27 protein-coding genes are annotated in these 21,063 nt (G+C 56.1%); 16 read left to right on the top strand and 11 right to left on the bottom strand.

Features of this window, described 5'->3' with window-relative positions; translation table 11 throughout:
* The first annotated feature begins 161 nt into the window (after positions 1–161).
* The 4 genes from ACXADZ_RS06175 to ACXADZ_RS06160 all read left to right on the top strand — a co-directional run bounded on the left by ACXADZ_RS06175 (position 162) and on the right by ACXADZ_RS06160 (position 2,677).
* Positions 162–464: a BufA1 family periplasmic bufferin-type metallophore gene (locus ACXADZ_RS06175; protein ID WP_171090883.1), complete on the top strand. Its 303-nt coding sequence runs from the start codon at positions 162–164 to the stop codon at positions 462–464.
* A 73-nt stretch (positions 465–537) separates the two neighbouring features.
* Positions 538–1,395, top strand: a complete 858-nt coding sequence (bufB, locus tag ACXADZ_RS06170) for an MNIO family bufferin maturase (RefSeq protein WP_475193767.1) — start codon at positions 538–540, stop codon at positions 1,393–1,395.
* On the top strand, positions 1,392–2,153 hold the full coding sequence (locus ACXADZ_RS06165) for an HvfC/BufC family peptide modification chaperone (protein ID WP_475193762.1): 762 nt from the start codon (positions 1,392–1,394) through the stop codon (positions 2,151–2,153). Before bufB ends, ACXADZ_RS06165 begins: the two co-directional genes overlap by 4 nt.
* Positions 2,150–2,677 (top strand): DoxX family protein, encoded by a 528-nt coding sequence (locus ACXADZ_RS06160; RefSeq protein ID WP_475193759.1) that lies wholly within the window; start codon positions 2,150–2,152, stop codon positions 2,675–2,677. Before ACXADZ_RS06165 ends, ACXADZ_RS06160 begins: the two co-directional genes overlap by 4 nt.
* Position 2,678: 1 nt before the next feature.
* On the opposite strand, the gene ACXADZ_RS06155 is transcribed toward ACXADZ_RS06160, so the two are convergent.
* A complete protein-coding gene (locus tag ACXADZ_RS06155; protein WP_171090895.1) occupies positions 2,679–3,047 on the bottom strand; it encodes a hypothetical protein in 369 nt (122 codons plus the stop codon).
* 41 nt (positions 3,048–3,088) lie between these two features.
* A complete protein-coding gene (locus ACXADZ_RS06150) occupies positions 3,089–3,406 on the bottom strand; it encodes an ArsC/Spx/MgsR family protein (RefSeq protein WP_475193756.1) in 318 nt (105 codons plus the stop codon).
* Between the two features lie 214 nt (positions 3,407–3,620).
* Between ACXADZ_RS06150 and ACXADZ_RS06145 the strand changes: the two genes are divergently transcribed.
* The gene (locus tag ACXADZ_RS06145; protein ID WP_008758035.1) at positions 3,621–3,827 is read left to right on the top strand and encodes a cold-shock protein; all 207 of its coding nucleotides are present in this window, start codon (positions 3,621–3,623) and stop codon (positions 3,825–3,827) included.
* Positions 3,828–3,914: 87 nt separating this feature from the next.
* Here the strand turns inward: ACXADZ_RS06145 and ACXADZ_RS06140 are convergent, their stop codons facing one another.
* Together ACXADZ_RS06140 and thyX are read right to left on the bottom strand one after the other, a co-directional pair.
* A complete protein-coding gene (locus ACXADZ_RS06140; protein WP_475193754.1) occupies positions 3,915–4,178 on the bottom strand; it encodes a hypothetical protein in 264 nt (87 codons plus the stop codon).
* A gap of 105 nt (positions 4,179–4,283) precedes the next feature.
* On the bottom strand, positions 4,284–5,192 hold the full coding sequence (gene thyX, locus ACXADZ_RS06135) for an FAD-dependent thymidylate synthase (protein ID WP_171090900.1): 909 nt from the start codon (positions 5,190–5,192) through the stop codon (positions 4,284–4,286).
* A gap of 176 nt (positions 5,193–5,368) precedes the next feature.
* Between thyX and ACXADZ_RS06130 the strand changes: the two genes are divergently transcribed.
* From ACXADZ_RS06130 to ACXADZ_RS06120, 3 genes are read left to right on the top strand one after another with little or no spacing between them, the layout of a single operon-like run.
* Entirely contained in the window at positions 5,369–5,797 is a 429-nt protein-coding gene (locus tag ACXADZ_RS06130) for a VOC family protein (protein ID WP_475193751.1), read from the top strand.
* Positions 5,794–6,495, top strand: coding sequence for a DUF1194 domain-containing protein (locus ACXADZ_RS06125; RefSeq protein WP_171668569.1), 702 nt, complete (start codon positions 5,794–5,796; stop codon positions 6,493–6,495). The genes ACXADZ_RS06130 and ACXADZ_RS06125 overlap by 4 nt, the downstream gene beginning before the upstream one ends.
* Entirely contained in the window at positions 6,492–7,205 is a 714-nt protein-coding gene (locus tag ACXADZ_RS06120) for a DUF1194 domain-containing protein (RefSeq protein WP_475193748.1), read from the top strand. Before ACXADZ_RS06125 ends, ACXADZ_RS06120 begins: the two co-directional genes overlap by 4 nt.
* On the opposite strand, the gene ACXADZ_RS06115 is transcribed toward ACXADZ_RS06120, so the two are convergent.
* From ACXADZ_RS06115 to ACXADZ_RS06105, 3 genes are all read right to left on the bottom strand, one after another.
* Positions 7,206–7,703, bottom strand: coding sequence for a MarR family winged helix-turn-helix transcriptional regulator (locus ACXADZ_RS06115; protein WP_475193745.1), 498 nt, complete (start codon positions 7,701–7,703; stop codon positions 7,206–7,208). It lies immediately after the preceding gene.
* A 78-nt stretch (positions 7,704–7,781) separates the two neighbouring features.
* Positions 7,782–8,006 carry a succinate dehydrogenase assembly factor 2 gene (locus tag ACXADZ_RS06110; protein ID WP_171091216.1) on the bottom strand — a complete coding sequence of 75 codons (225 nt, stop codon included), beginning with the start codon at positions 8,004–8,006 and terminating at the stop codon, positions 7,782–7,784.
* A 29-nt stretch (positions 8,007–8,035) separates the two neighbouring features.
* Positions 8,036–8,428: a helix-turn-helix domain-containing protein gene (locus tag ACXADZ_RS06105; RefSeq protein WP_171185995.1), complete on the bottom strand. Its 393-nt coding sequence runs from the start codon at positions 8,426–8,428 to the stop codon at positions 8,036–8,038.
* Between the two features lie 92 nt (positions 8,429–8,520).
* Here ACXADZ_RS06105 and ACXADZ_RS06100 point away from each other — a divergent pair, with 92 nt between their 5' ends.
* Positions 8,521–9,723, top strand: coding sequence for a pyridoxal phosphate-dependent aminotransferase (locus tag ACXADZ_RS06100; RefSeq protein WP_475193741.1), 1,203 nt, complete (start codon positions 8,521–8,523; stop codon positions 9,721–9,723).
* A 2-nt stretch (positions 9,724–9,725) separates the two neighbouring features.
* Positions 9,726–10,127 (top strand): hypothetical protein, encoded by a 402-nt coding sequence (locus ACXADZ_RS06095; protein ID WP_171090910.1) that lies wholly within the window; start codon positions 9,726–9,728, stop codon positions 10,125–10,127.
* On the opposite strand, the gene ACXADZ_RS06090 is transcribed toward ACXADZ_RS06095, so the two are convergent.
* Both ACXADZ_RS06090 and ppk2 read right to left on the bottom strand, forming a co-directional pair.
* Positions 10,124–11,494: an MATE family efflux transporter gene (locus ACXADZ_RS06090; RefSeq protein WP_171090912.1), complete on the bottom strand. Its 1,371-nt coding sequence runs from the start codon at positions 11,492–11,494 to the stop codon at positions 10,124–10,126. The two genes, ACXADZ_RS06095 and ACXADZ_RS06090, sit on opposite strands and share 4 nt — an antisense overlap.
* Positions 11,495–11,601: 107 nt before the next feature.
* Positions 11,602–12,525, bottom strand: a complete 924-nt coding sequence (ppk2, locus tag ACXADZ_RS06085) for a polyphosphate kinase 2 (protein WP_475193738.1) — start codon at positions 12,523–12,525, stop codon at positions 11,602–11,604.
* 122 nt (positions 12,526–12,647) lie between these two features.
* Here ppk2 and ACXADZ_RS06080 point away from each other — a divergent pair, with 122 nt between their 5' ends.
* Positions 12,648–13,526 carry an alpha/beta fold hydrolase gene (locus tag ACXADZ_RS06080; RefSeq protein WP_475193736.1) on the top strand — a complete coding sequence of 293 codons (879 nt, stop codon included), beginning with the start codon at positions 12,648–12,650 and terminating at the stop codon, positions 13,524–13,526.
* Positions 13,527–13,539: 13 nt separating this feature from the next.
* On the opposite strand, the gene ACXADZ_RS06075 is transcribed toward ACXADZ_RS06080, so the two are convergent.
* Positions 13,540–14,148 carry a carboxymuconolactone decarboxylase family protein gene (locus ACXADZ_RS06075; RefSeq protein WP_475193734.1) on the bottom strand — a complete coding sequence of 203 codons (609 nt, stop codon included), beginning with the start codon at positions 14,146–14,148 and terminating at the stop codon, positions 13,540–13,542.
* Positions 14,149–14,512: 364 nt separating this feature from the next.
* On the opposite strand from ACXADZ_RS06075, the gene yghX reads away from it, so the two are divergent.
* The 5 genes from yghX to ACXADZ_RS06050 all read left to right on the top strand — a co-directional run bounded on the left by yghX (position 14,513) and on the right by ACXADZ_RS06050 (position 20,118).
* Entirely contained in the window at positions 14,513–15,427 is a 915-nt protein-coding gene (yghX, locus tag ACXADZ_RS06070; RefSeq protein ID WP_475193732.1) for a YghX family hydrolase, read from the top strand.
* Positions 15,428–15,671: 244 nt separating this feature from the next.
* On the top strand, positions 15,672–17,630 hold the full coding sequence (parE, locus tag ACXADZ_RS06065) for a DNA topoisomerase IV subunit B (RefSeq protein WP_475193729.1): 1,959 nt from the start codon (positions 15,672–15,674) through the stop codon (positions 17,628–17,630).
* 18 nt (positions 17,631–17,648) lie between these two features.
* A complete protein-coding gene (locus tag ACXADZ_RS06060; RefSeq protein WP_475193727.1) occupies positions 17,649–18,464 on the top strand; it encodes a toll/interleukin-1 receptor domain-containing protein in 816 nt (271 codons plus the stop codon).
* A 197-nt stretch (positions 18,465–18,661) separates the two neighbouring features.
* Positions 18,662–19,633 (top strand): UDP-glucuronic acid decarboxylase family protein, encoded by a 972-nt coding sequence (locus tag ACXADZ_RS06055; protein ID WP_475193724.1) that lies wholly within the window; start codon positions 18,662–18,664, stop codon positions 19,631–19,633.
* Positions 19,634–19,836: 203 nt separating this feature from the next.
* On the top strand, positions 19,837–20,118 hold the full coding sequence (locus tag ACXADZ_RS06050) for a DUF1496 domain-containing protein (RefSeq protein WP_475193721.1): 282 nt from the start codon (positions 19,837–19,839) through the stop codon (positions 20,116–20,118).
* A 15-nt stretch (positions 20,119–20,133) separates the two neighbouring features.
* Here ACXADZ_RS06050 and ACXADZ_RS06045 read toward each other — a convergent pair whose 3' ends face one another.
* Positions 20,134–20,973 carry an EamA family transporter gene (locus tag ACXADZ_RS06045; RefSeq protein WP_475193719.1) on the bottom strand — a complete coding sequence of 280 codons (840 nt, stop codon included), beginning with the start codon at positions 20,971–20,973 and terminating at the stop codon, positions 20,134–20,136.
* Positions 20,974–21,063 lie beyond the last annotated feature (90 nt).

The raw sequence follows: 21,063 nt of genomic DNA, 5'->3' as shown, positions 1-21,063 counted from the left end.
ACTCTTTCTTCATCAAAAACAATGTATTAGGCTTCAAGAGGGCGTGCCGCCCCCTGACGCGCTTGTGAGACACGGGCTCGTGAATTCAACTCTGGCCGACAAGCCACTAGTTTTGTCAGTGTCACAAGCAGACATACCCTGTCATCAAGAGGATTACCGAGATGTCGAACACAGCTAAGTCCCTGGTTATCGCAACCGCAGTCGCAGCCGCCGTATCGGGCGCTGCAACCACAGCAACCGCGCAAGCCAAAGAAAAATGCTATGGCGTATCGCTGGCCGGTCAGAACGACTGCGCCGCAGGCCCCGGCACCACATGCGCGGGCACCTCGACCGTTGACTATCAGGGCAACGCATGGACCCTGGTTGACGCCGGAACATGTGCGGACATCGAATTGCCAGCCGAAGCAGACGGCACCCCGCGGAAAGGTTCGCTGGAAGCACTGGATCGCGACCTGCCGGCATAAGGTCGACCAAACGAATTCAGAGGGGCGGGCCAGATCGCCCGCCCCTTCCTTTTCGTGATCAAGGAACTGACCCATGTTGGATAATGCGCTCCGCTCGAATCGCCTGCCCGCAGCGCCGGGTGTAGGGTACAAGCCGCGACACTTCGCTCAGATACTTGAACACGCGCAGCCTGTTGCATGGCTGGAAATTCACGCCGAGAACTATATGGGCGATGGTGGGCGCCCCTTGGCACAGCTGCGCCACCTGTCCGAACATTTTCCGATTTCAGTCCATGGCGTTGGACTGTCCATAGGTGGCGAAGGCCCCTTGGACCCAGACCACCTTGCCCGACTGAAACACTTGATCGGCTGGTTGAAACCCGCGAGCTTTTCCGAACATCTGGCCTGGTCCACCCACGAAAGCCATTTTTACAACGACCTGCTGCCGCTTCCTTACACGGACGAGACGCTGACGCGAGTTTGCGAGCACATCAATCAGGTGCAGGACACCGTTGGGCAGCAGATGCTCCTTGAAAACCCGTCCAGCTATCTGGCTTTTGAAGAAAGCACCTGGTCGGAACCCGATTTCCTGCGAGAGATTGCCAAACGTACTGGCTGTGGCTTGCTGCTGGACGTGAACAACGTCTTTGTTTCGGCCACCAACCTCGACTTCTCGCCCCAAGGCTACATAGACGCCTACCCGCTTGAAAAGGTGGGTGAAATCCATCTTGGAGGCCATGATGAGGACGAAGATGATCACGGCCATCCGTTGCTGATCGACAGCCATGGGCGCGAAGTGGTCGATCCGGTCTGGGCCCTGCTCGACTATGTTCTGGAACGGTCGGGCCCCAAGCCGCTGCTGGTCGAGTGGGACACCGATGTACCCGACTGGCCGGTGTTGCGCGAAGAAGCAGTTCGCGCTCAGACCGCACTGGACCGGGTACCGGCATGAGCGTATCTCAGTCCGAGTTTCGCGCCGCCATGATGGATGCTTCCGCGCCGGTTCCATCCGGTCTGCTGGACGCCGACGCGCAACCGGCTGGGCGCAGGTTCAGCGTCTACCGCAACAACGTTGCCGTTTCTCTGACCGAAGCAATGCATCAAGCGTTCCCTGTGATCGCTAAACTGTTGGGTGCTCAGAATATGGACGGGCTGGCAGGGATTTTCTTGCGCCAGCATCCTCCATCCTCACCGCTTATGATGTTCTACGGTGAGGCGTTTCCCGATTTTCTGGCGGGTATGCAGCAGCTTTCGCACCTTGGATACCTGCCCGACATGGCCCGGTTGGAACTGGCGCTGCGCCGGTCCTATCACGCAGCCGACAGCCAACCTGCACCGGCTGAGGCATTGGCTGTAGACCCAGAACAGGTCATGCAGGCCAGGTTGCAGTTTGCGCCATCTATGCAATTGATCCGGTCGAAATGGCCCATCCGTGCGATCTGGCGCTTTAACTCTGTGGCCGATGCCCCGAAGCCTCAACCGCAAGCTGAGGATGTGCTGATCACGCGTCCCGAATACGACCCGGAACCTCATTTGCTGCCAGTGGGCGGGGCAAACTGGATCGCGCATATGCAAAATAGGGACACGATCGGATCGGCGTTTGAAAAAACCGCTGCTGAAACACCCGAATTTGACCTCGGAACCACTCTGGCACTGCTTTTACAGGGTGGTGCAATAACCTCTGTGACTATCGAAAGGCCGAAGACATGACTGCGCTGATCTCATTGCACAACAACACCCTGGGACGGTTGGGCGTGACCTCCGGCTGGCTCACACCAAGCTTGGCCCGGCTGGTTTTTGCCGCAACGTTGCTTGTGTACTACTGGAACTCGGCAACAACCAAACTGGGCAGCGGTATCTTTGGGTTTCTGCGCCCATCGGATGGGGCCTACGTGCAAATTTTCCCCAAGGCGATGGAAGCCGTCAGCTATGACAGCTCGCAACTGGGCATCTTCCATTGGGCTGTGGCCGTCGCAGGCACATGGGCCGAATTTCTACTGCCAGCCTTGATCGTCATCGGCCTGCTGTCGCGATTTGCCGCCTTAGGCATGATTGGGTTTGTCTGGGTCCAGACCATTGTGGACGTGACTGGTCACGGTGTTGAACTGGGCAGCTATTTCACCAACGCCCCAACCTTGCTGGACGACCGAACAATCTGGACATTCCTGCTGGCTGTGATTGTCATTCATGGTTCAGGCCCGCTCTCGGTTGACCGGATCCTGCACCTGAAATGATCTAGAAATGTGCCTTGGGCTGATCCGGTTTTCCTGCCGCCAGCCCAAGCACGCCCGCCACACCGGCGAAGGCAATCGGAAACATAGTAAAGACACCAAACCCAAACGCGTAATACATCGCCCCTGCTGAGATCAGCAACAAAACCCCACCGATCAGAGCCCGCGCAGGCGCCATAGCGCCACCAGCAATCGCCAACAAAGGCGCGACGATCGAAAGGGCCTGGATCAGGCCGGGGTTGTCGACTTGGCTCAGAACGCCATCTATCTCGCCAACATGGTCAACCACAACCACCCTGGCATACCCGAAGAACCCGACGATCATGCCGATCAGTCCGGCAATAACGCCCAAAATCATTGCGGCATTGCGCATAGGTAATCCTCATTCTTGACCATTGGCAGATAAGCACCCGTTTAAGAAATGCCAAGCTGACCCCGCGTTTCAGCGGTCCACCCCAACAGCAACTTACCGTCAGCTTCGATCAACGGGCGCTTCATCAGGGTTGGGTGTTCTTTCAAAAGCTCCAGCGGTGCATTCGCGCGCTGACTCTCATCCAACCCGCGCCAAGTGGTTGATCTTGTGTTGAGCAGAGCATTGCCGAATTCGGCAAAAGCCTGCGACAGCACCGGATCCGGCACGCCATCAATTCGAACGTCGAAAAAGACCGCATCTGGCAAAGATTTCAGCGCCTTACGACAGGTGTCACAGGTCTTTAGCCCATAAAGTTTCATTTCTTGGATACTCCTGCTCGTGCTTCGATTTTGTGCAATCACGCCAGTTTTTGGCAGTTATTCTTGATTTTTTACTTCACCGTGCAATGTTGAAAAAGGCGAAACATGTAAATTGGACTGTTCTGCGAACGCGAAACAGTGGGGTTTACGATGACGCTGACCACAGCCCCCACCAATTTGTGGGACAATGCGTAAGTAGAAGGAGACACGGGACATGCCAACCGGCACCGTGAAATGGTTCAATACCACTAAAGGCTATGGATTTATTGCCCCTGATGAAGGGGGCAAAGATGTGTTTGTTCATATCTCGGCCGTAGAACGGTCCGGCCTCACCGGACTCGCAGACAACCAAAAAGTCTCGTACGAGTTGCAGGACGGACGCGATGGCCGCCAAATGGCAGCTGATTTAAAGCCGTTGTAACGACACCCCCGCACTGCGCGGGGTTGAAACATCTTAGGATGGCGGCCAATTTCCGGCCGTCACCCGCCCCCCACCGGATTTGTTCCATTACCCTCGCGCGGGCTTCGGCTTGTCATGAGCAGTCCAGTTGTCGCCCATGGCAACGATGCAGGACGTCCCGGTTGCGTAGGTCACGACCATCGTCCAGTCGCCGCGTGGGTTAGACCAGACCTCCATGATTTGCTCAGGTCCACGAATACCGGTGGCCACGCGCTCGGAGCGGAACTGTCCCTTGAGCTTTTGGTGCAACCTGGGTGTGGGTTCACACAGGATTTCAGCGATAGGTGACTGCGCCTGCACGGGCAAAGCCATGCCTAATACCAGACAGAGTAAAGCGGGTTTCAAAATACGCATCATGGAACCAATGTAACGGTTCCATGACAAGATGTATAGACAATCGCTATGCGTCGGCAGCCTTTACTTGCGGATGATCTCTTCAAACTCGCGCCATTCACGGGCGGTCATGCCCGAGTTTTCCTGCGTGACCGTCTCGCCCGCCAGCATGTTCCGAAGACTCTCTACCATCTGAGCAGACAGGTTGACTGCGCCCAACCGGTAATCCTCGAAGGCTTTGTAAGCAAACGGCACCCAGTCGGCGACAATCTTGCACATCGCATCGGCATATACGCGGATTTCGTATTGCGCATGAGGGTCCGCGCGCAAGCGCAGGAAGTGGAACAGGTTGTGCAGGTCAACCTTCCAGTACCATTGCGTATAGATATTGGCGGGAAGGTTCATCCGGGCCAACTCACGCGCCAACCCCTGTTGCCCGTCCTGGCTGATCAGGGCTTCGTAATTGTCATAGCAGCGGGTACTGTCGGCCTTCAGTATCTCCAAAACACGCGCGGCTTCTTCACCTTCCAGCGTTGATCCACGGCCCTGATTGTTCACCTCTGACTGCGCCGCCACATGTTCGGGTGCGGGGATGTAAAACTCACGATCCAGAATAGAGTACCGGGCGGAGTATTCGTTCACATTTGCCGTCCGGTGCCGAATCCATTGGCGGGCCACGAAAACCGGCAGTTTCACATGCAGTTTGACTTCGCACATCTCAAACGGGGTCGAGTGCCAGTGCCGCATCAGATACCGGATCAACCCTTCATCGTTCTGAACCGACTTTGTGCCTTTGCCATAAGACACACGGGCCGCCTGACAGATCGCGGCGTCATCGCCCATATAGTCGATCACGCGGACAAAACCGTGATCCAGAACCTGATGCGCGGTGTACAAATGGTCTTCCATTCCTGCTGAAACGACGCGACGTGTGGGATGCGATTGCGCGCGTTGCGCCTCGATCTCGGCCTGTTGGTCAGCGGACAGCGGCATCAAATCTTCCTTTCTGGCAATGAGTCGCCCCCTACTATATATCGCTAACCCCGCCATCGGAACCGCGATATATGCCGCAACCTGCTCTAATTTCGATTTGGGCTGCTCGGTGCTCTCGACAGGCCAAACCAGTGCGCTAAGTTGCTGGCAAACCAAATCAATGAAGGATGGCCAAAATGGCGCTGACATATCTCCACACTATGATCCGTGTGAAAGACCTGGAAAAGTCCATGGCGTTTTATAAACTGCTGGGGCTAAAGGAAACACGTCGATATGACAGCGAAGCCGGGCGATTCTCGCTGATCTTCATGGCGCCTCCGGGGCAGGAAGACGCCCCAATCGAACTGACGTACAACTGGGATGGCGATGATAAGTTACCCAGCGACAGCCGGCATTTTGGCCATCTGGCATACGGTGTCGACAACATCTACGAGGTTTGCCAGCATTTGCAGGACAACGGCGTGACCATCAATCGCCCACCACACGACGGTCGCATGGCCTTTGTCCGTTCTCCGGACAACATCTCGGTCGAGCTGCTTCAAAATGGTGACGCGCTGGAACCAGCCGAGCCCTGGGCCAGCATGGAGAGCACCGGCCACTGGTGATCCGTTGGATCATAAAGTTGGGGCTGGCCCTGTTGGCCAGCCCTTTGCGGGCTGAACAATGCCGTTTGGCCCTTGCGCTTGCGATGGACATTTCGGTTTCGGTCGACGACGCGGAAGACATTTTGCAGCGACAGGGACTGGCCGCAGCGCTTCTGGCACCTGAAGTGCAAGAAGCATTCTTCTCATCTCCGCTACCTGTTGCGTTGGCCGTTTATGAATGGAGCGGGCAAAGTACCCAGCACGTTATCCTGAACTGGCGCTTGATCGAAAATCACGGAGATCTGGTGGCTGCAGCGACCCGGATAAGTCAGTCGATCCGGTCCAATGAAGGCTCTGCCACGGCTATGGGCCACGCCTTACGGTTTGGGGCCGAACTGTTCCAAACCGCGCCTTCGTGTCTGTTTCGCACCATCGATCTTTCAGGAGACGGGTCCAACAACGACGGTTATGGACCACAGATCGCATATCAGCGGTTCTTTAGTCATGACATCGTCGTTAATGGTCTGGTGATAAACGCCGCTGATTTTGAAGGAGAACTTTTTCTCATCCCCTTTTTCGAAAACAACGTCCTGCATGGCCCGGGCGCTTTTCTGGAAGTCGCACAAGGTTTTGAAGACTTCGAACGCGCGATGCGCAGAAAACTTGAACGGGAACTGAGCGGGCTGCAAATTGGTGCAGTACAAGTGTACGACCAATGAAGACGCGCTTGTTGGTCATGCTGCTCTTCCTGCTGTCAGGGCCTGCCCTTGCGCAATGTCGCCATGCCTTGGCTTTGGGTCTGGATGTGTCGGCATCTGTCGATAGCGGTGAATACAGATTGCAGCTGGAGGGCCTGGCCGCTGCTCTGCGCGATCCTGAGGTCAGCCAACTGATGGTGGCGAATGGCTCAACATCCATGAGGTTGGCCGTCTATGAATGGACAGAACCAGGGCACGAGAGGGTTCTGCTCAACTGGACTGATATCCAAACCACGGCCGATCTGAACGCCATCAGTACGCGTCTCATCCAGACATCGAGGCGATCAACCGCTGAAGGAACGGCGGTGGGGGCGGCGATGGCTTTTGGTGCTGAGTTGTTGAATCAGCAAAAGACGTGTTGGCGGCGAACTTTGGATCTATCAGGTGATGGCAAACACAACCTTGGGCCCCATCCCAGAGATGTCAGAACAGCGTTGCGCGGCAGTGGCATTACAATCAACGGGCTTGTTATCGGTGCGGATGATCCAAGTTCAGGTGACCGGCGCTATGTGCAAGTTGGGGAACTGTCGGCGTATTACAATGCCTGGGTTATTTCCGGCCCAAACGCGTTCGTTGAAGTCGCGCTGGGGTTTGAGGCCTACGCAGAGGCCATGACCCGCAAATTGATCCGAGAGTTGGACAGCCTCGTTCTGTCAGATGCGCGCCCCTGATCAATAGATATACCTGATCTGATCGGTCCAGTACCGTTCCACGCGGCGCAGAGAGGTTGTGATATCCTCGATGCCATCCAGTTCCAGCACGCCCCGTCCCTGCAAGCCTTCGGCGTGGCGGGCAAACAAATCCGAGACGATTTCCCGGATCTCTCGGCCTTGGGGCGTCAGGCGCACGCGCACTGATCGGCGATCGATCTCACAACGTTGGTGGTGCATGTATCCCATCTCAACCAGTTTCTTGAGGTTGTAGCTGACATTGCTGCCCTGATAGTAGCCACGGCTTTTCAGTTCACCGGCTGTGACCTCATGATCACCGATGTTGAACAACAAAAGCGCCTGCACAGCGTTGATTTCCAAAACGCCAATGCGCTCAAACTCATCCTTGATGACGTCCAGCAGCAACCGGTGCAACCGCTCCACAAGGGCCAGCGCCTCAAGGTAGCTGGTCATGAACCCCTTGGTTTCCGGTCCGGAGACCTTCATTTCCATACTCATCCGACCCTCCGATTCAGTCGTGCTGTTTGAGACACGATGAACCGAAAATCCGAAAAATCGGTTAAGCTTGAATTGTCTTTATTTTTGAAACGTTTGTGCGATGTCTGAAACGAGATCGGCAAACTGGCTGGGGGGCTGAACCTGTCCGGTCACCCATTGATAGAGATCCTGATCGTTTTCGTGAAGCAGCGCGTCATAGATATCCAATCCGGCGTCATCCATATCCGCGAGATTGCGATCCGCATAAGCGGAGAGAATAATATCCATCTCTTTGATCCCACGCCGCATCGAGCGCATTTTCATACGCTTGATGCGCACATCCCGCTGTTCGCTCAATGTCGTTGCTCCAACATCAGACGCATTTTCTTTTCAAGCCGCGCCGCGCGCTCGGCGCAGGCGCGCATTTCACCGCGAATGGCGCGCAACTCAGCGACGGCGGTTGATAACTCCACTCCGCCTTCGCCCTCGTCCACCGGTGCGTCCATTCCTTCGCCTTCGCCAGTCAAAAGCCACATGATCGAAACGTTGACCATCCCGGCTATCATCGAAAGGCGGTTTGCGCGCGGCTCGGACAGGTCGTTTTCCCAATCAGCAACGGTCGCCTTTTTGACACCGAGGCGTCGCGCCAATTGCGCCTGGGTCATTCCGGCGGCTTCACGCGCGCCAGCCAGACGGTCCCCAAATGTTGCAGAATCCGGACCATACCAGTCGTTTTCATCAGTCATTCGGATCTCCAACTCAGAGTTTCTATACGGCTTGAACGTCTTTCGGGCGCACCCTATGACAGTCAGGTTGAACATACAAACCGAGGCCGACCATGAGTTTCCTGTCTGCGACACTGTCACGCGTCAAACCTTCGCCCACCATCGCCATGACAGCCAAGGCAGCTGAACTGCAGGCCGCCGGTCGCGATGTCATTCGCCTGAGCGCGGGAGAACCGGATTTCGACACGCCTCAGAACATCAAAGATGCCGCTGTTGCAGCTATTGCGGCAGGAAAAACCAAGTACACCGCGCCAGACGGCATTCCCGAACTCAAACAAGCGGCCTGCGCCAAGATGAAGCGCGATCATGGCCTGGACTACACCCCTGCTCAGATATCGGTCGGAACCGGCGGCAAACAAACGCTGTACAACGCCCTGATGGCGACAATGAACCACGGCGACGAGGTCGTCATCCCAGCGCCCTATTGGGTGAGCTACCCGGACATGGTGACGCTTGCGGGCGGTACGCCGATTATGGTTGCGACAACGCTGGAGAACAATTTCAAGCTGACCGCAGAACAGCTTGAAGCTGCGATTACCCCAAAGACAAAATGGTTCATCTTCAACTCACCCTCAAACCCGACAGGTGCCGGTTATAGCCGGGACGAGTTGAAAGCGCTGACCGACGTCCTGATGCGCCATCCGCATGTCTGGATCATGTCGGACGACATGTACGAGCACCTCGCCTATGACGGATTCGAGTTTTGCACGCCTGCCGAAGTGGAACCCGGCTTGTATGACCGTACACTCACCTGCAATGGGGTTTCCAAAGCGTACGCCATGACCGGCTGGCGCATTGGCTATGCAGCGGGTCCGGTCGAGATCATCGCGGCAATGCGCAAAATCCAGTCTCAATCCACCTCAAACCCGTGTACGGTCAGCCAGTGGGCCGCAGTTGAGGCGTTGAACGGCACGCAGGAATTTCTGGCCCCGAATAACGAGATGTTCAAACGCCGCCGCGATCTGGTTGTGCGCATGCTGAACGAGATCGACGGCATCACCTGCCCGACGCCGGAGGGTGCGTTTTATGTTTACCCTTCAATCGCCGGGCTGATTGGTAAAACAACTCCTGCCGGAACGGTCATCGACACGGACGAAGCTTTTGCTAATGCCCTGTTGGAAGAGGCAGATGTTGCCGTTGTCTTCGGCGCTGCCTTTGGACTTTCGCCGAATTTCCGGGTCAGCTACGCTACGTCCGATGCGGCGCTGACCGAGGCCTGCAGCCGCATTCAGCGTTTCTGTGCATCACTGAGGTGACCATGTCTGCCGATCTTCCCGAATATTACTTTCGCATCCGTGAAAACGGGGCTGCAGTGTTTCGGGTCGATACGGAAAATCGCCAACGCCGGATTGAGATGGACCAGATCGCGGTCATCAACATCCGCAATGGTGACGTCAAACCGCAAGGACAGCGGACCCTTTCAGAGCGGGATCAGGCCGAAATCCACCGTTGGATGGAAGAGCGCCGGGCACTGCTGGCGCAGCGCGACATTGACGACATTCACCGTGCCGTCGATCATCTGAACCTGACTACTCAATGGGTTCAGTCCAAGGCAACCGACGCCCAGCTTGAGGATGTGACTGACAGGCTGCTGATGGCGATGCATGACCTGCGCACAGTTCTGGTTCGGAAAAAAGCAGATCGGCTGAGTAAAGACTAAGCAGGCTCAGCCGCTGCTGGCATTTGCCGCACCGAATGCATCCAGAACCGGGCCATGAGGAGCACGGCAGCAAATGCCAAGCCAAGCACGAGCCCCAGCCAGATTCCAATGCCATCCATCTGCCGGACGAAACCGAAATAGTACGACGCCGGGATACCCACGACCCAATAGCTGAGCGCTGCCATGACCATGGGAATCTTGGCATCCTGCAACCCGCGCAACAGGCCCAGCGCAATGACCTGCGCGCCGTCCACCAATTGAAACAACGCCGCCATGGCAAGCAACCCGGTTCCAATGGCAAGGATTTGTCCACGCTGCGGATCATCCGCCTCCATAAACAGGGAAATCAATGGTTCGGCACAGGTCAGAAACAGGATGACTGTGAACACAGACATAACCAGAGACATGCCTGTCACCGCAATTGCGCCTTTCTCCAGATGCGCGCGATCCCGACGTCCCAGCGCATTACCGGCTCGGATAGTGGCCGCATTTGACAGCCCCAAATGCACCATGAACGTGGCCGAAGCGAGGTTCAGCGCGATCCCATGCGCCGCCAGTGGAACCTGTCCCAACCAGCCCATCATCACAGCTGATGTCGCAAACAAAGACACCTCGGCCAACGTGGTCAGGCCAATGGGAACCCCGAGCTTCCAAACACTGACGAACATCTCCCAATCCGGTCGCCAGAAACGCTGGAAAAGGCTGTGCTCCGGCAGCGTTCGAACCACGTAGATGACGACAGCGATGAGCGAAACGACCTGCGTCGCGATTGAGGCGATTGCTGCACCCATCACACCCAATTCCGGTGCGCCCCAATTGCCGAAGATCAGCGCATAGTTGGTCACCGCGTTCACAAATGCCGCCGCGACTGTAATCCACAGAACGATTTGCGTGCGCTCCAAGGCCGCAAGGTAGGATTTGAGCACCATCACGATAAGGGCCGGAAACAACCCCCAACCAGCTACACGCAGATATTCTGATGCTGTTTCAGCAACCTGTGGCTCCTGCTTCATGGCGATCAGGATTGGATAAGACCACCACAGCAACGGCATGACCACTACTGCGTACAGCAAAGACAGCCAAAGCCCCATGCGGGTCGAGCGTCGAATACTGGTTTCGTCCCCTTCCGCCGCAGCTGTGGCAACCATCGGCATGACCGCCCAGCCGAACCCGGCCCCAAACAAAAACAGCACAAAGTAATAGCTGCTGGCCAACGTGACCGCAGCAAGTGCCTCGACCCCGTACCAACCCAACATGATGGTATCGGTCAAACCGATGGCAAACTGCGCCAGATGGCCACCGACCAGCGGCAAGCCAAGCACGGCAATCGCCCGAAAATGGGCGGGGTATGTCATCACTTTTGTCATTGCACCAGCCATATGCGCGGGCTTGGCGCGGGACAAGAGCGGATCAGTAAAATTTCACTATGAGACTATGGCGCCCGCCTCACCATTAAAAACGGGCGCGTTGAGGATTAGCGGGCATCCGGATGCAATGTTGCGCCCAGAATATGCTCGGACCGGTGGATCACGTGGTGGGCCTGTCCAACGATCAACGGATCAGGGTCCCCCACGACGTTCAAGTCCTTGCCCGGGTAATCCAGCGTCGACAGGAAATGGCGCATACAATTCAGGCGCGCACGTTTCTTGTCATTCGACTTGATGATCGTCCATGGCGCGTCTGCGGTGTCAGTATAGAAGAACATCGCCTCTTTCGCCTCGGTATAGTCGTCCCATTTGCTAAGGCTGGCCTTGTCGATCGGCGACAGCTTCCACTGCTTCAGTGGGTCGGTCTCGCGGCTTTTGAAACGGCGCTGCTGCTCTTCCTGCGTGACCGAGAACCAGTACTTGTACAGCTGAATACCCGAGCGCACCAGCATCCGCTCCAGTTCCGGCGTCTGACGCATGAATTCCAGATACTCGTTGGGCGAGCAGAACCCCATCACACGTTCGACACCTGCGCGGTTGTACCAAGACCGGTCATAGAACACCATTTCGCCGACGGTCGGCAGTTCCTGAACATAGCGCTGGTAATACCATTGCCCCTTCTCTTCCCAAGTTGGTTTGTTCAGTGCAACCACACGGGCCTGACGCGGGTTCAGATGCTCCATGAACCGTTTGATCGTGCCACCCTTGCCAGCGGCATCACGGCCTTCGAACAGCAGAACGAACCGTTGCCCCGTATCCTGCGCCCACAGCTGAACCTTCAAAAGCTCCGCCTGTAGGCTTGCCTTCTGCGCCTCATAGGTCGACCGCGCCATCTTGCGGCCATAGGGGTATTTTCCGCTTTCGAACGCCTGCCGGATCTTCTCGGGGCTTGGCTCTGCCGCGTTTACCGCCTTGTCCTCTACGACTTTGATCTGAGGGGATTTTGCTTCGACCGGAGCAATGGCTTCCATACATCTTATCCTTTTTCTACTGTCCTGAATGAGGGCTAGCAGAAACCCCGAAAATCCGCTTTGATTGGTGTCAAATTGATGCCTCAAAAACCCATAAATTCCACTCTGGATCAGAGGTTCCGATGCGCACGTCATTTGCCGATCTGAATGGCCAGTCCTTTTGCCTCCGAACATGGGGCGAACCTGATGCGCCACCGCTTTTGATGCTGCATGGTTTCCCAGAATACGGCGGTGCGTGGGCAGATCTCGCCCCTTATCTGGCGGATCGCTTTTACTGCATTGCTCCGGACCAACGTGGATATGGCCAAAGCTGGTGCCCTGAAGGGGTACAGGACTATACCCTGTCCCAACTGGTGTCCGACATGGCCACTTTGATTGAGACCCACGGTGCACCTTTTGCTGTACTGGGCCATGATTGGGGTGCATCGGTGGCTTATGGCCTTGCCATGTTCCGCCCTGATCTTGTTGACCGGCTTATAATTGCAAACGGCGTCCACCCAGTTCCGTTTCAACGCGCCATGGCCGCAGGAGCCGCGCAATCAGAAGCCTCGCAATACATCAACCAACTGCGGGCACCCGATGCGGCACAAAAACTGTCCGAGAACAACTTTGCATTGCTCGAAAAGTTCTTTCGCCACGGCATGGGACTGGATTGGCTGACCGAGAGCCGCATGGCCGAATACCGAGCGGAATGGGCGCGACCAGGACGGTTAGAGGCGATGTTGAACTGGTATCGCGCCTCTCCGCTGGTTGTCGCGCAGCCAGGGCTTCCCGCAACAGACCTGCCGGATCTGCCGCTGGATCGGCTGCATGTCCGATGCCCGCATCTGTTGCTTTGGGGACCGGATGACAAAGCCCTTTTGCCCGAGGCAACTGAAGGCTTGGAAACCTTCGCGCCCAATCTGACCCGCATCACGATCCCTGGCACTGACCACTGGCTGCATCACCAAAAACCGCAGGACGTTGCACATGCCATTCAGGTATGGATTCAAACGGCCTAACCTGTCAGGTCCATTAACGATGGCCCCAATCGTCGGGGTTGTCAGAATTGTTCGGCGACAAACCCAATTCGTCGCCATCGGTTGAACATCCCAACCCCAGCACTGTCCGGTTTGCATAAGAGAAGTACGAACAGACCTGATTGATCTCAAGGATCTCTCCGTCGTCCCATCCGGCCTCGCGCAGGGCGATAACATCCGCCTCAACCATATCCCCAGGCGTTTCGGTCAGTTTACGGGCATAGATCATGGCAGCCAGCTGCGCTGCATCCAACGGAGCGGCGGCCGGATCGCGCGCCTCAATCGCCGCCCGGATCGCTTTGCCCCGCGCCTCATCGCCAAGCAACCGCTGCAAGCCGGCAAAATGATGTTCAACGCAATACCCGCACCGGTTCAGAGAACTGACCCACACGCCCAACACCTCAAGGAACCATTTAGGGATCTTGTTGCCCGAATGATGCAGGACTGCCTTGTAGATCGCCATGTGACCTTCCATCGAATGCGGCCTCAGGCTGTGCGCCATCATGATGTTGTCCACATTGTTGTCCGGGCCTGTCACCCGGTCATAGAGTTTCTTCAGTTTGCCCGTGGCTTCAGTGAAGGGGATGGTTTTGATCCAGCTCATTTGGGGTCCTGCTGTAGTAGTTCTTTGATAGCCAGAGACTATGAGCGCTTTGAATTGGTGGCGAGATAAAATTCAGCGTATGTCAGCAATTAGCCCTAAGCCGTCAATGATGTCCGCCGCACTGCTGCGCGTTTTGACCCTATGTTACGAACGTAAATTGACTTCTGTTTCGCGTGGCCCGGCGTTCACCCGGGCAAACATTTATTGTTTGAATGAACAGGCGCATGGTACGTTCTTTTAGACAGCAGTTCGTTATCTACTGAGCAGCGAACAACAATTCAGATCCCTGCAGGGTTGGCAAAAGGTAACCATGGGCGATCGCAAACACGAAACAGCATCACGCAGAAGCACTGGGAGTTTAAGGATGAACAATTCAACGCCATCCCGCCGGCTGACGGCGGCGGACTTTGACCAAGACCTTTTAGATCTCTACGACTACTATGCGCATGGCAAGATTTCGAAACGCGAATTTCTCGATCGCGCTGGTAAATGGGCCGTCGGCGGGCTGACGGCGGCGACTATTCTCAGCACGCTTTCGCCAAATTACGCGCTTGCGCAGCAAGTGGCTGAGGACGACCCCGATATTGTAGGTGAAGATATCGTCTATCCGAGCCCGAACGGCACTGGTGACATTACCGCTTATCTCGTCCGGCCAACTGAAATAAACCCTGACAGACCACCTGCTGCAATTCTTGTCGTTCATGAAAACCGCGGGCTGAACCCTTACATCCGGGACGTGGTGCGTCGCCTCGCAAAGGCAGGTTTCGTCGCGATGGGTCCGGATGGGCTGTCTTCACTCGGAGGGTATCCGGGAACCGATGATGAAGGTCGGCAGATGCAGCGCACGCTTGATCAGGGGCAACTCCTGAACGATTTCTTCGCAGGGTTTGAGTATCTTCAGTCGTTGGATGGGACGAATGGTAAGGTGGGGGCAACTGGTTTCTGCTACGGAGGCGGAGTGGTCAGCAGGCTGGCAGCCGCTTACCCGGAAATGTCAGCAGGCGTTCCGTTCTACGGCTCGTTTCCAGACGCTGACCAAGTGCCCAAGATCCAAGCGCCGCTGATGGTTCAGCTGGCCGCGCTTGATCAACGCATCAATGCGATGTGGCCTCCATTTGAAAAGGAGATGGTGGAAAACGACAAAGTTTACGAGGCCTACATCTATCCAGGTGTGAACCACGGCTTCCACAACGATACAACTCCGCGTTACGACGAAGCTGCGGCAAAGCTGGCCGAAGAACGCATGGTGGCTTGGTTCAGAACGTATCTTGCGGGCTGAACCAGTTTGCACCCACGAAGAACCGGGCACGATCCATTCAGTTTACCGCGCTCCAAGTACGGAATGCCAATGACAGCTTCGTCGTCCGCCAAAACGACGAACGAAATACGCAACATCACCAATACAGCGAAGGTTTCGTTTGGGTGCACGCGCACCCAAACATCCCACAACACCTCGCGCCCCTCTTCCCCCGGACCACATCACCTGCCATAATGGGGGAAACTCAAAAACAAGAGCAGCCCATATGCCCGACGATCTGTTGACGCCCGAAGCGACCAATACCTATGACGCCTCCTCGATCGAGGTGCTCGAAGGTCTGGAACCGGTCCGCAAACGCCCCGGCATGTATATCGGCGGCACGGATGAACGCGCGCTGCACCATATGGTGGCTGAAATCCTCGACAACTCGATGGACGAGGCAGTCGCGGGCCATGCCAACCGGATAGAGGTGGAACTGCACGCCGATTATGCCCTGACCGTGCGCGACAACGGGCGCGGCATTCCGATTGATCCGCACCCCAAGTTTCCCGACAAATCCGCGCTTGAGGTTATCCTGTGCACCCTGCACGCGGGTGGTAAGTTCTCGGGCAAGGCGTATCAGACCTCGGGCGGCCTGCACGGTGTGGGTGCATCCGTGGTGAACGCGCTGTCGGATTCAATGGTCGTGCAGGTGGCGCGCGACAAGACGCTGTTCGAACAACGGTTCTCGCGCGGCGTTCCGCTGGGCCCCGTGGAAAAGGTCGGCGCGGCCCCCAACCGGCGCGGCACGACCGTCACCTTTCACGCGGATGCGGACATCTTCGGCCACCACAAGTTCAAACCCGCACGCCTGTTCAAATCGATCCGTTCCAAAGCCTACCTGTTCTCGGGCGTTGAAATCCGCTGGAAATCCGCCATCGACGACGGTGAAACACCGACCGAAGCCACCTTCCACTTCCCCGGCGGCCTGTCGGATTATCTGAAAGAGACGATGAACGGCTCGTCCACCTATGCCGAGCAGCCCTTTGCGGGCACCGTGGACTTCAACGAAAAATTCGGCACGCCCGGCAAGGTCGAGTGGGCGATCAACTGGACGCCCTCGCGCGACGGGTTCATCCAGTCCTACTGTAACACCGTCCCCACGCCCGAAGGCGGCACCCATGTGGCGGGGTTCTGGGCCGCGATCCTCAAGGGGATCAAGGCGTACGGCGAGCTGATCAACAACAAGAAGGCCGCGCAGATCACCCGCGATGACCTGATCACTGGCGGCTGCGCGCTGGTATCTTGCTTTATCCGTGAACCGGAATTCGTAGGCCAGACCAAAGACCGCCTGGCCACGGTCGAGGCGCAACGGCTGGTCGAAAACTCGGTCCGTGACCATTTCGACAACTGGTTGGCTGCGGATACGAAATCTGCGGGGGCGATCCTCGACTTCCTCATATTGAGGGCCGAAGAACGCCTGCGCAGACGGGCCGAGAAGGAAACACAACGCAAGTCCGCCACTAAGAAACTTCGTCTCCCCGGCAAGCTGGTGGACTGTAGTAGTTCAACACGCGATGGCACGGAATTATTCATTGTCGAGGGCAATTCTGCGGGCGGGTCTGCGAAAATGGGCCGGGACCGCAAAACGCAGGCCCTGCTGCCCCTGCGCGGCAAGATCTTGAACGTGCTGGGCGCGGCCAGTTCGAAACTGGGCACCAATGCCGAAATCAACGATCTGACCCAGGCGCTGGGTGTCGGCCTTGGCACCAAGTTCAACGTCGACGACCTGCGCTATGACAAGGTCATCATCATGACCGACGCGGATGTGGACGGGGCGCATATCGCCTCGCTGCTGATGACGTTCTTCTTCACCCAGATGCGCCCGATGATCGACGCGGGCCACCTGTACCTCGCCTGCCCGCCTCTGTACCGCCTGACCCAAGGCGCCAAACGCGTTTACTGTCTGGATGAGGCCGAGCGCGACGAATGGCTTGAGAAAGGTCTGGGCGGCAAGGGCAAGATCGACGTCTCGCGTTTCAAAGGTCTGGGTGAGATGGACGCCAAGGACCTGAAAGAGACCACAATGGACCCCAAATCCCGGAAATTGATCCGGGTCACCATCGACGAGGACGAACCCGGCGAGACCGGCGACCTGGTCGAGCGTCTGATGGGTAAGAAGCCCGAACTGCGGTTCCAGTACATTCAGGAGAACGCGCGGTTTGTGGAGGAGTTGGATGTTTAGGAATTCAGAGGATTCGGATTGACCAAAGTTTTTATTAGCTGGAGCGGCGAAACTAGTGAAGCAATAGCAAAGGCGCTTCGAAATTGGCTACCAAATGTCTTACAGTCGGTTAAGCCTTACTACTCACCAGATGATATTGAGAAAGGCACTAGATGGAACTCAGAAATATCAAAGTCGCTTGCTGAGTGCGAAGTTGGGATAATCTGTCTTACCAAGAACAACTTAGACAAGCCTTGGATACTGTTTGAGGCAGGGGCTTTATCAAAGAATATTAGCCAGTCGCGCGTTTCCGCAGTGCTCTTCGGTATCGAAAGCGCCAATATTTCCGGGCCATTGTCTACGTTCCAAAATACTAAATTTGAAAAATCGGACTTTAAGAAACTCGTGGAGATGATCAACAAAGCTGGCGGAGACACAGCACTTGAAGGCAGTACGCTTAATGCTGTGTTTGAAAAGTGGTGGCCAGATTTAGAGGCGGACATCAATCAGGTCCTCGAGTCTGCTCCAGTCGAAAAGAAGACACATACTCGCTCCGATCGCGACTTGCTCGAAGAAATTCTCAATCTTTCTAGGAGCTTAACCAAACAGGCAGTCTTGGAGGATCAATCAGGAAAGGTCGCATGGCGCTATTGGGATCCAAGGAATCGAAACCAACTAAATGCGCTAGCTGCTGAGTATCCTTCTGTTAACGCATTGAGGTGGTATTCTTCGCCAGACGGACCACGGGGTAATCTTGACTTAGACTCAGAAGGTAACTTGGTCATCGAACGGGACAGCGAGGAAAACAGTCCATCAGCGCACAATGACGCCAAGGCGGACGAGGAGTCCACCTAAAAGCAAAAAATAGATGCTCGCACCCACCTATTTTCCAAATCAAGGTGGGTGTAAACACCCATCCTACCCGATCAAAACCCTCGCGCCCTCAAAAAACCAAAATCTACTGCAATTCAAATTCCTTCAGTTTACTAATCAACCCAAGACCCGGCTTCCCAGTGACAAGCTGGCTTGGATTTAACGATTAAGGATTTGCAATGGCCCGCCTTTATGACAGTCGAAAACGTGTTCTCGTAACCGGTGGGGCCGGGTTTCTGGGCTCGCATCTGTGCGACCGGCTTCTGGATCAGGGGCACGAGGTTTTGTGCGTCGACAACCTGTTCACCGGCACCAAGCGCAACATTGACCACCTGCACAACAACCCGCGGTTCGAGTTCATGCGCCACGATGTGACCTTCCCGCTGTTTGTGGAAGTGGACGAGATCTATAACCTCGCCTGTCCGGCCTCACCCGTGCATTACCAGCACGACCCGGTGCAGACGACCAAGACCAGCGTGCATGGCGCGATCAACATGCTGGGTCTGGCGAAGCGGCTGAAATGCAAGATCTTTCAGGCCTCAACTTCTGAGGTTTATGGCGATCCTACTATTCATCCGCAGACCGAAGACTATTGGGGTAACGTCAACCCGGTTGGTCCGCGCTCTTGCTATGACGAGGGCAAGCGCTGCGCCGAGACGTTGTTCTTCGACTATCACCGGCAGATGGGGTTGGAGATCAAGGTGGCCCGCATCTTCAACACCTACGGACCCCGAATGCACCCTGCCGATGGGCGCGTCGTGTCGAACTTCATCATGCAGGCCCTGACCGGTCAGCCGATCACGATCTTTGGCGACGGCACGCAGACCCGGTCATTCTGTTATGTGGATGATTTGATCGAAGGGTTCATCAGGTTGATGGAGACCGGCAAAGACGTCACCGGCCCGGTCAATCTGGGTAATCCCAATGAATTCTCGATGAATGAACTGGCCAGCGAAGTGCAGGCGCTTGTGGGCACCGACACACCGATCAGTTTCAAGGACCTGCCTCAGGACGACCCCAAGCAACGCCAGCCCGACATCACTCTGGCGCGGAGCGTGCTGAACTGGGAACCCAAGGTGCAGTTGAAAGAAGGGTTGGCGTCCACAATCAGCTATTTCAGAGAGCTACAGTCAGAAGCCGTGTACCACTGAACAAGGGGCTGCTTTCCCCCAATTGGCCAGGATTGCTCAGGTCTGCGCCTAGGCATCAACAGGCTGGCACGCAGGGGCTATGGCAATTTCTCGTTGCCTAAACCTTTGATCTCGTTCACACTTACCGCGACATAACAACAATGGCTTGAGGTCCGGGCGTCCAATTTCTTTTACCGACTACGATTTTAAGACGGGAGGACGACATGAAAGCACTAACCTTCGGACTGGCTCTGACCCTGCTGGCCTCACAAGCCCCTGCGCAGCAGATGCTCAGCACCGCATCCCCTATTCCGGACGGGGCCGAGACCCGGTTTTGCTATTATGATGGTATGGCCTATTCCGAGGACGCATTTGTCCTGATGGTCGGTGATAATACTGTGACTTCGACGATCACCACGGTTCAGGAACGCCTGCTGCGCTGCCACCGTGACAACGACGGGACCCTGAAATGGAGACCGCAGAGCACGTTCTCGACCAACAACTAAGCCCTGCTAACGCGATCAGACGGCGAGCCCGATCAAGGCAACGCCTAAGGCCATAAGTACGGCGGCCCCCAGCCGTCGTATCCAGTTGCCTTCCTTCAGGAAGATGAACCCGATCAGCGCAGCAAAGATGACTGAGGTTTCCCGCAGCGCCGAGACCGCGCCGAGCGGTGCAAAGTTCTTGGCATAAAGCACCAGCCCATAGGCGGTCATCGAAACCAGCCCGCCCAGAATGCCTGTCATCCAGACCTTGGCTGGCAGGCTTTTGAGGGTATCGCGTTTCTTAATTCCGACAAAGCCTGCAATGAACAGATGCAGGAAAGCCCCCCAGGCCCAATAGCTGAGCGTATTGCCTGACAGCCGAACGCCGATCCCATCCACTACCGAGTAGATCGAAATGCAGAACCCGGTGCCCAGCGCAAAGCCAAGCGCGCTGCGTCCGACCCCCGAGCGCAGCGCTTTCCAGCTGCTCAGCTGAATGCCAAATGCAATCAGTGCAATGCCACCCCATGCCTGCAATGGCAGCACCTCGCCCACCAGAACCATCGCCCAAAGCGAAACCAGCGCCGGAACGATTCCCCGCGCAATGGGGTAGACCACACTCAGATCGCCATGCTGATAAGCTTTGCCCAGCATGAAGTAATACCCGAAATGAACAACGGTCGAGATCAGGATGTAGATAAAGCTTTCAGCACTGGGCAGTGGCAGGACCATCACCATCACGGCTGCTGGCAACACTTGGCCCAAAGCAACAAGGCCCAACATCGTCGTGCGATCCGCCGCTGTCTTGACGATGGCGTTCCAAACCGCATGCAGAAGTGCCGCAGACAGAATGATAAGGATGACAAACAGGGTCATGCCCGGACCTTTCCCGCAGATATTATGCGCAAAAAGGGTCAGTGGCCCTATTCACTTGGCGCGATCTCGGCCAAAACGGCGATTTTTGTC

The organism is Ruegeria sp. ABM4_193 (genome assembly GCF_056158705.1).
The sequence above is the reverse complement of the archived record's forward strand: the minus strand, read 5'-3'. Positions and strand labels throughout refer to the sequence as shown.

Excerpts from the sequence above, each read along its gene's own strand:
- ACXADZ_RS06100 (WP_475193741.1), top strand. The coding sequence starts at position 8,521 with ATGAGTTTCCTGTCTGCGACACTGTCACGCGTCAAACCTTCGCCCACC.
- ACXADZ_RS06095 (WP_171090910.1), top strand. The coding sequence starts at position 9,726 with ATGTCTGCCGATCTTCCCGAATATTACTTTCGCATCCGTGAAAACGGG.
- ACXADZ_RS06130 (WP_475193751.1), top strand. The coding sequence starts at position 5,369 with ATGGCGCTGACATATCTCCACACTATGATCCGTGTGAAAGACCTGGAA.
- ACXADZ_RS06045 (WP_475193719.1), bottom strand. The coding sequence starts at position 20,973 with ATGACCCTGTTTGTCATCCTTATCATTCTGTCTGCGGCACTTCTGCAT.
- ACXADZ_RS06160 (WP_475193759.1), top strand. The coding sequence starts at position 2,150 with ATGACTGCGCTGATCTCATTGCACAACAACACCCTGGGACGGTTGGGC.
- ACXADZ_RS06075 (WP_475193734.1), bottom strand. The coding sequence starts at position 14,148 with ATGAGCTGGATCAAAACCATCCCCTTCACTGAAGCCACGGGCAAACTG.
- parE (WP_475193729.1), top strand. The coding sequence starts at position 15,672 with ATGCCCGACGATCTGTTGACGCCCGAAGCGACCAATACCTATGACGCC.
- ACXADZ_RS06050 (WP_475193721.1), top strand. The coding sequence starts at position 19,837 with ATGAAAGCACTAACCTTCGGACTGGCTCTGACCCTGCTGGCCTCACAA.
- ACXADZ_RS06155 (WP_171090895.1), bottom strand. The coding sequence starts at position 3,047 with ATGCGCAATGCCGCAATGATTTTGGGCGTTATTGCCGGACTGATCGGC.
- ACXADZ_RS06140 (WP_475193754.1), bottom strand. The coding sequence starts at position 4,178 with ATGGCTTTGCCCGTGCAGGCGCAGTCACCTATCGCTGAAATCCTGTGT.
- yghX (WP_475193732.1), top strand. The coding sequence starts at position 14,513 with ATGAACAATTCAACGCCATCCCGCCGGCTGACGGCGGCGGACTTTGAC.
- ACXADZ_RS06175 (WP_171090883.1), top strand. The coding sequence starts at position 162 with ATGTCGAACACAGCTAAGTCCCTGGTTATCGCAACCGCAGTCGCAGCC.
- ACXADZ_RS06115 (WP_475193745.1), bottom strand. The coding sequence starts at position 7,703 with ATGAGTATGGAAATGAAGGTCTCCGGACCGGAAACCAAGGGGTTCATG.
- ACXADZ_RS06120 (WP_475193748.1), top strand. The coding sequence starts at position 6,492 with ATGAAGACGCGCTTGTTGGTCATGCTGCTCTTCCTGCTGTCAGGGCCT.
- ACXADZ_RS06150 (WP_475193756.1), bottom strand. The coding sequence starts at position 3,406 with ATGAAACTTTATGGGCTAAAGACCTGTGACACCTGTCGTAAGGCGCTG.
- ppk2 (WP_475193738.1), bottom strand. The coding sequence starts at position 12,525 with ATGGAAGCCATTGCTCCGGTCGAAGCAAAATCCCCTCAGATCAAAGTC.
- ACXADZ_RS06055 (WP_475193724.1), top strand. The coding sequence starts at position 18,662 with ATGGCCCGCCTTTATGACAGTCGAAAACGTGTTCTCGTAACCGGTGGG.
- ACXADZ_RS06080 (WP_475193736.1), top strand. The coding sequence starts at position 12,648 with ATGCGCACGTCATTTGCCGATCTGAATGGCCAGTCCTTTTGCCTCCGA.
- ACXADZ_RS06165 (WP_475193762.1), top strand. The coding sequence starts at position 1,392 with ATGAGCGTATCTCAGTCCGAGTTTCGCGCCGCCATGATGGATGCTTCC.
- ACXADZ_RS06090 (WP_171090912.1), bottom strand. The coding sequence starts at position 11,494 with ATGACAAAAGTGATGACATACCCCGCCCATTTTCGGGCGATTGCCGTG.
- ACXADZ_RS06145 (WP_008758035.1), top strand. The coding sequence starts at position 3,621 with ATGCCAACCGGCACCGTGAAATGGTTCAATACCACTAAAGGCTATGGA.
- ACXADZ_RS06110 (WP_171091216.1), bottom strand. The coding sequence starts at position 8,006 with ATGAAAATGCGCTCGATGCGGCGTGGGATCAAAGAGATGGATATTATT.
- bufB (WP_475193767.1), top strand. The coding sequence starts at position 538 with ATGTTGGATAATGCGCTCCGCTCGAATCGCCTGCCCGCAGCGCCGGGT.
- ACXADZ_RS06105 (WP_171185995.1), bottom strand. The coding sequence starts at position 8,428 with ATGACTGATGAAAACGACTGGTATGGTCCGGATTCTGCAACATTTGGG.
- thyX (WP_171090900.1), bottom strand. The coding sequence starts at position 5,192 with ATGCCGCTGTCCGCTGACCAACAGGCCGAGATCGAGGCGCAACGCGCG.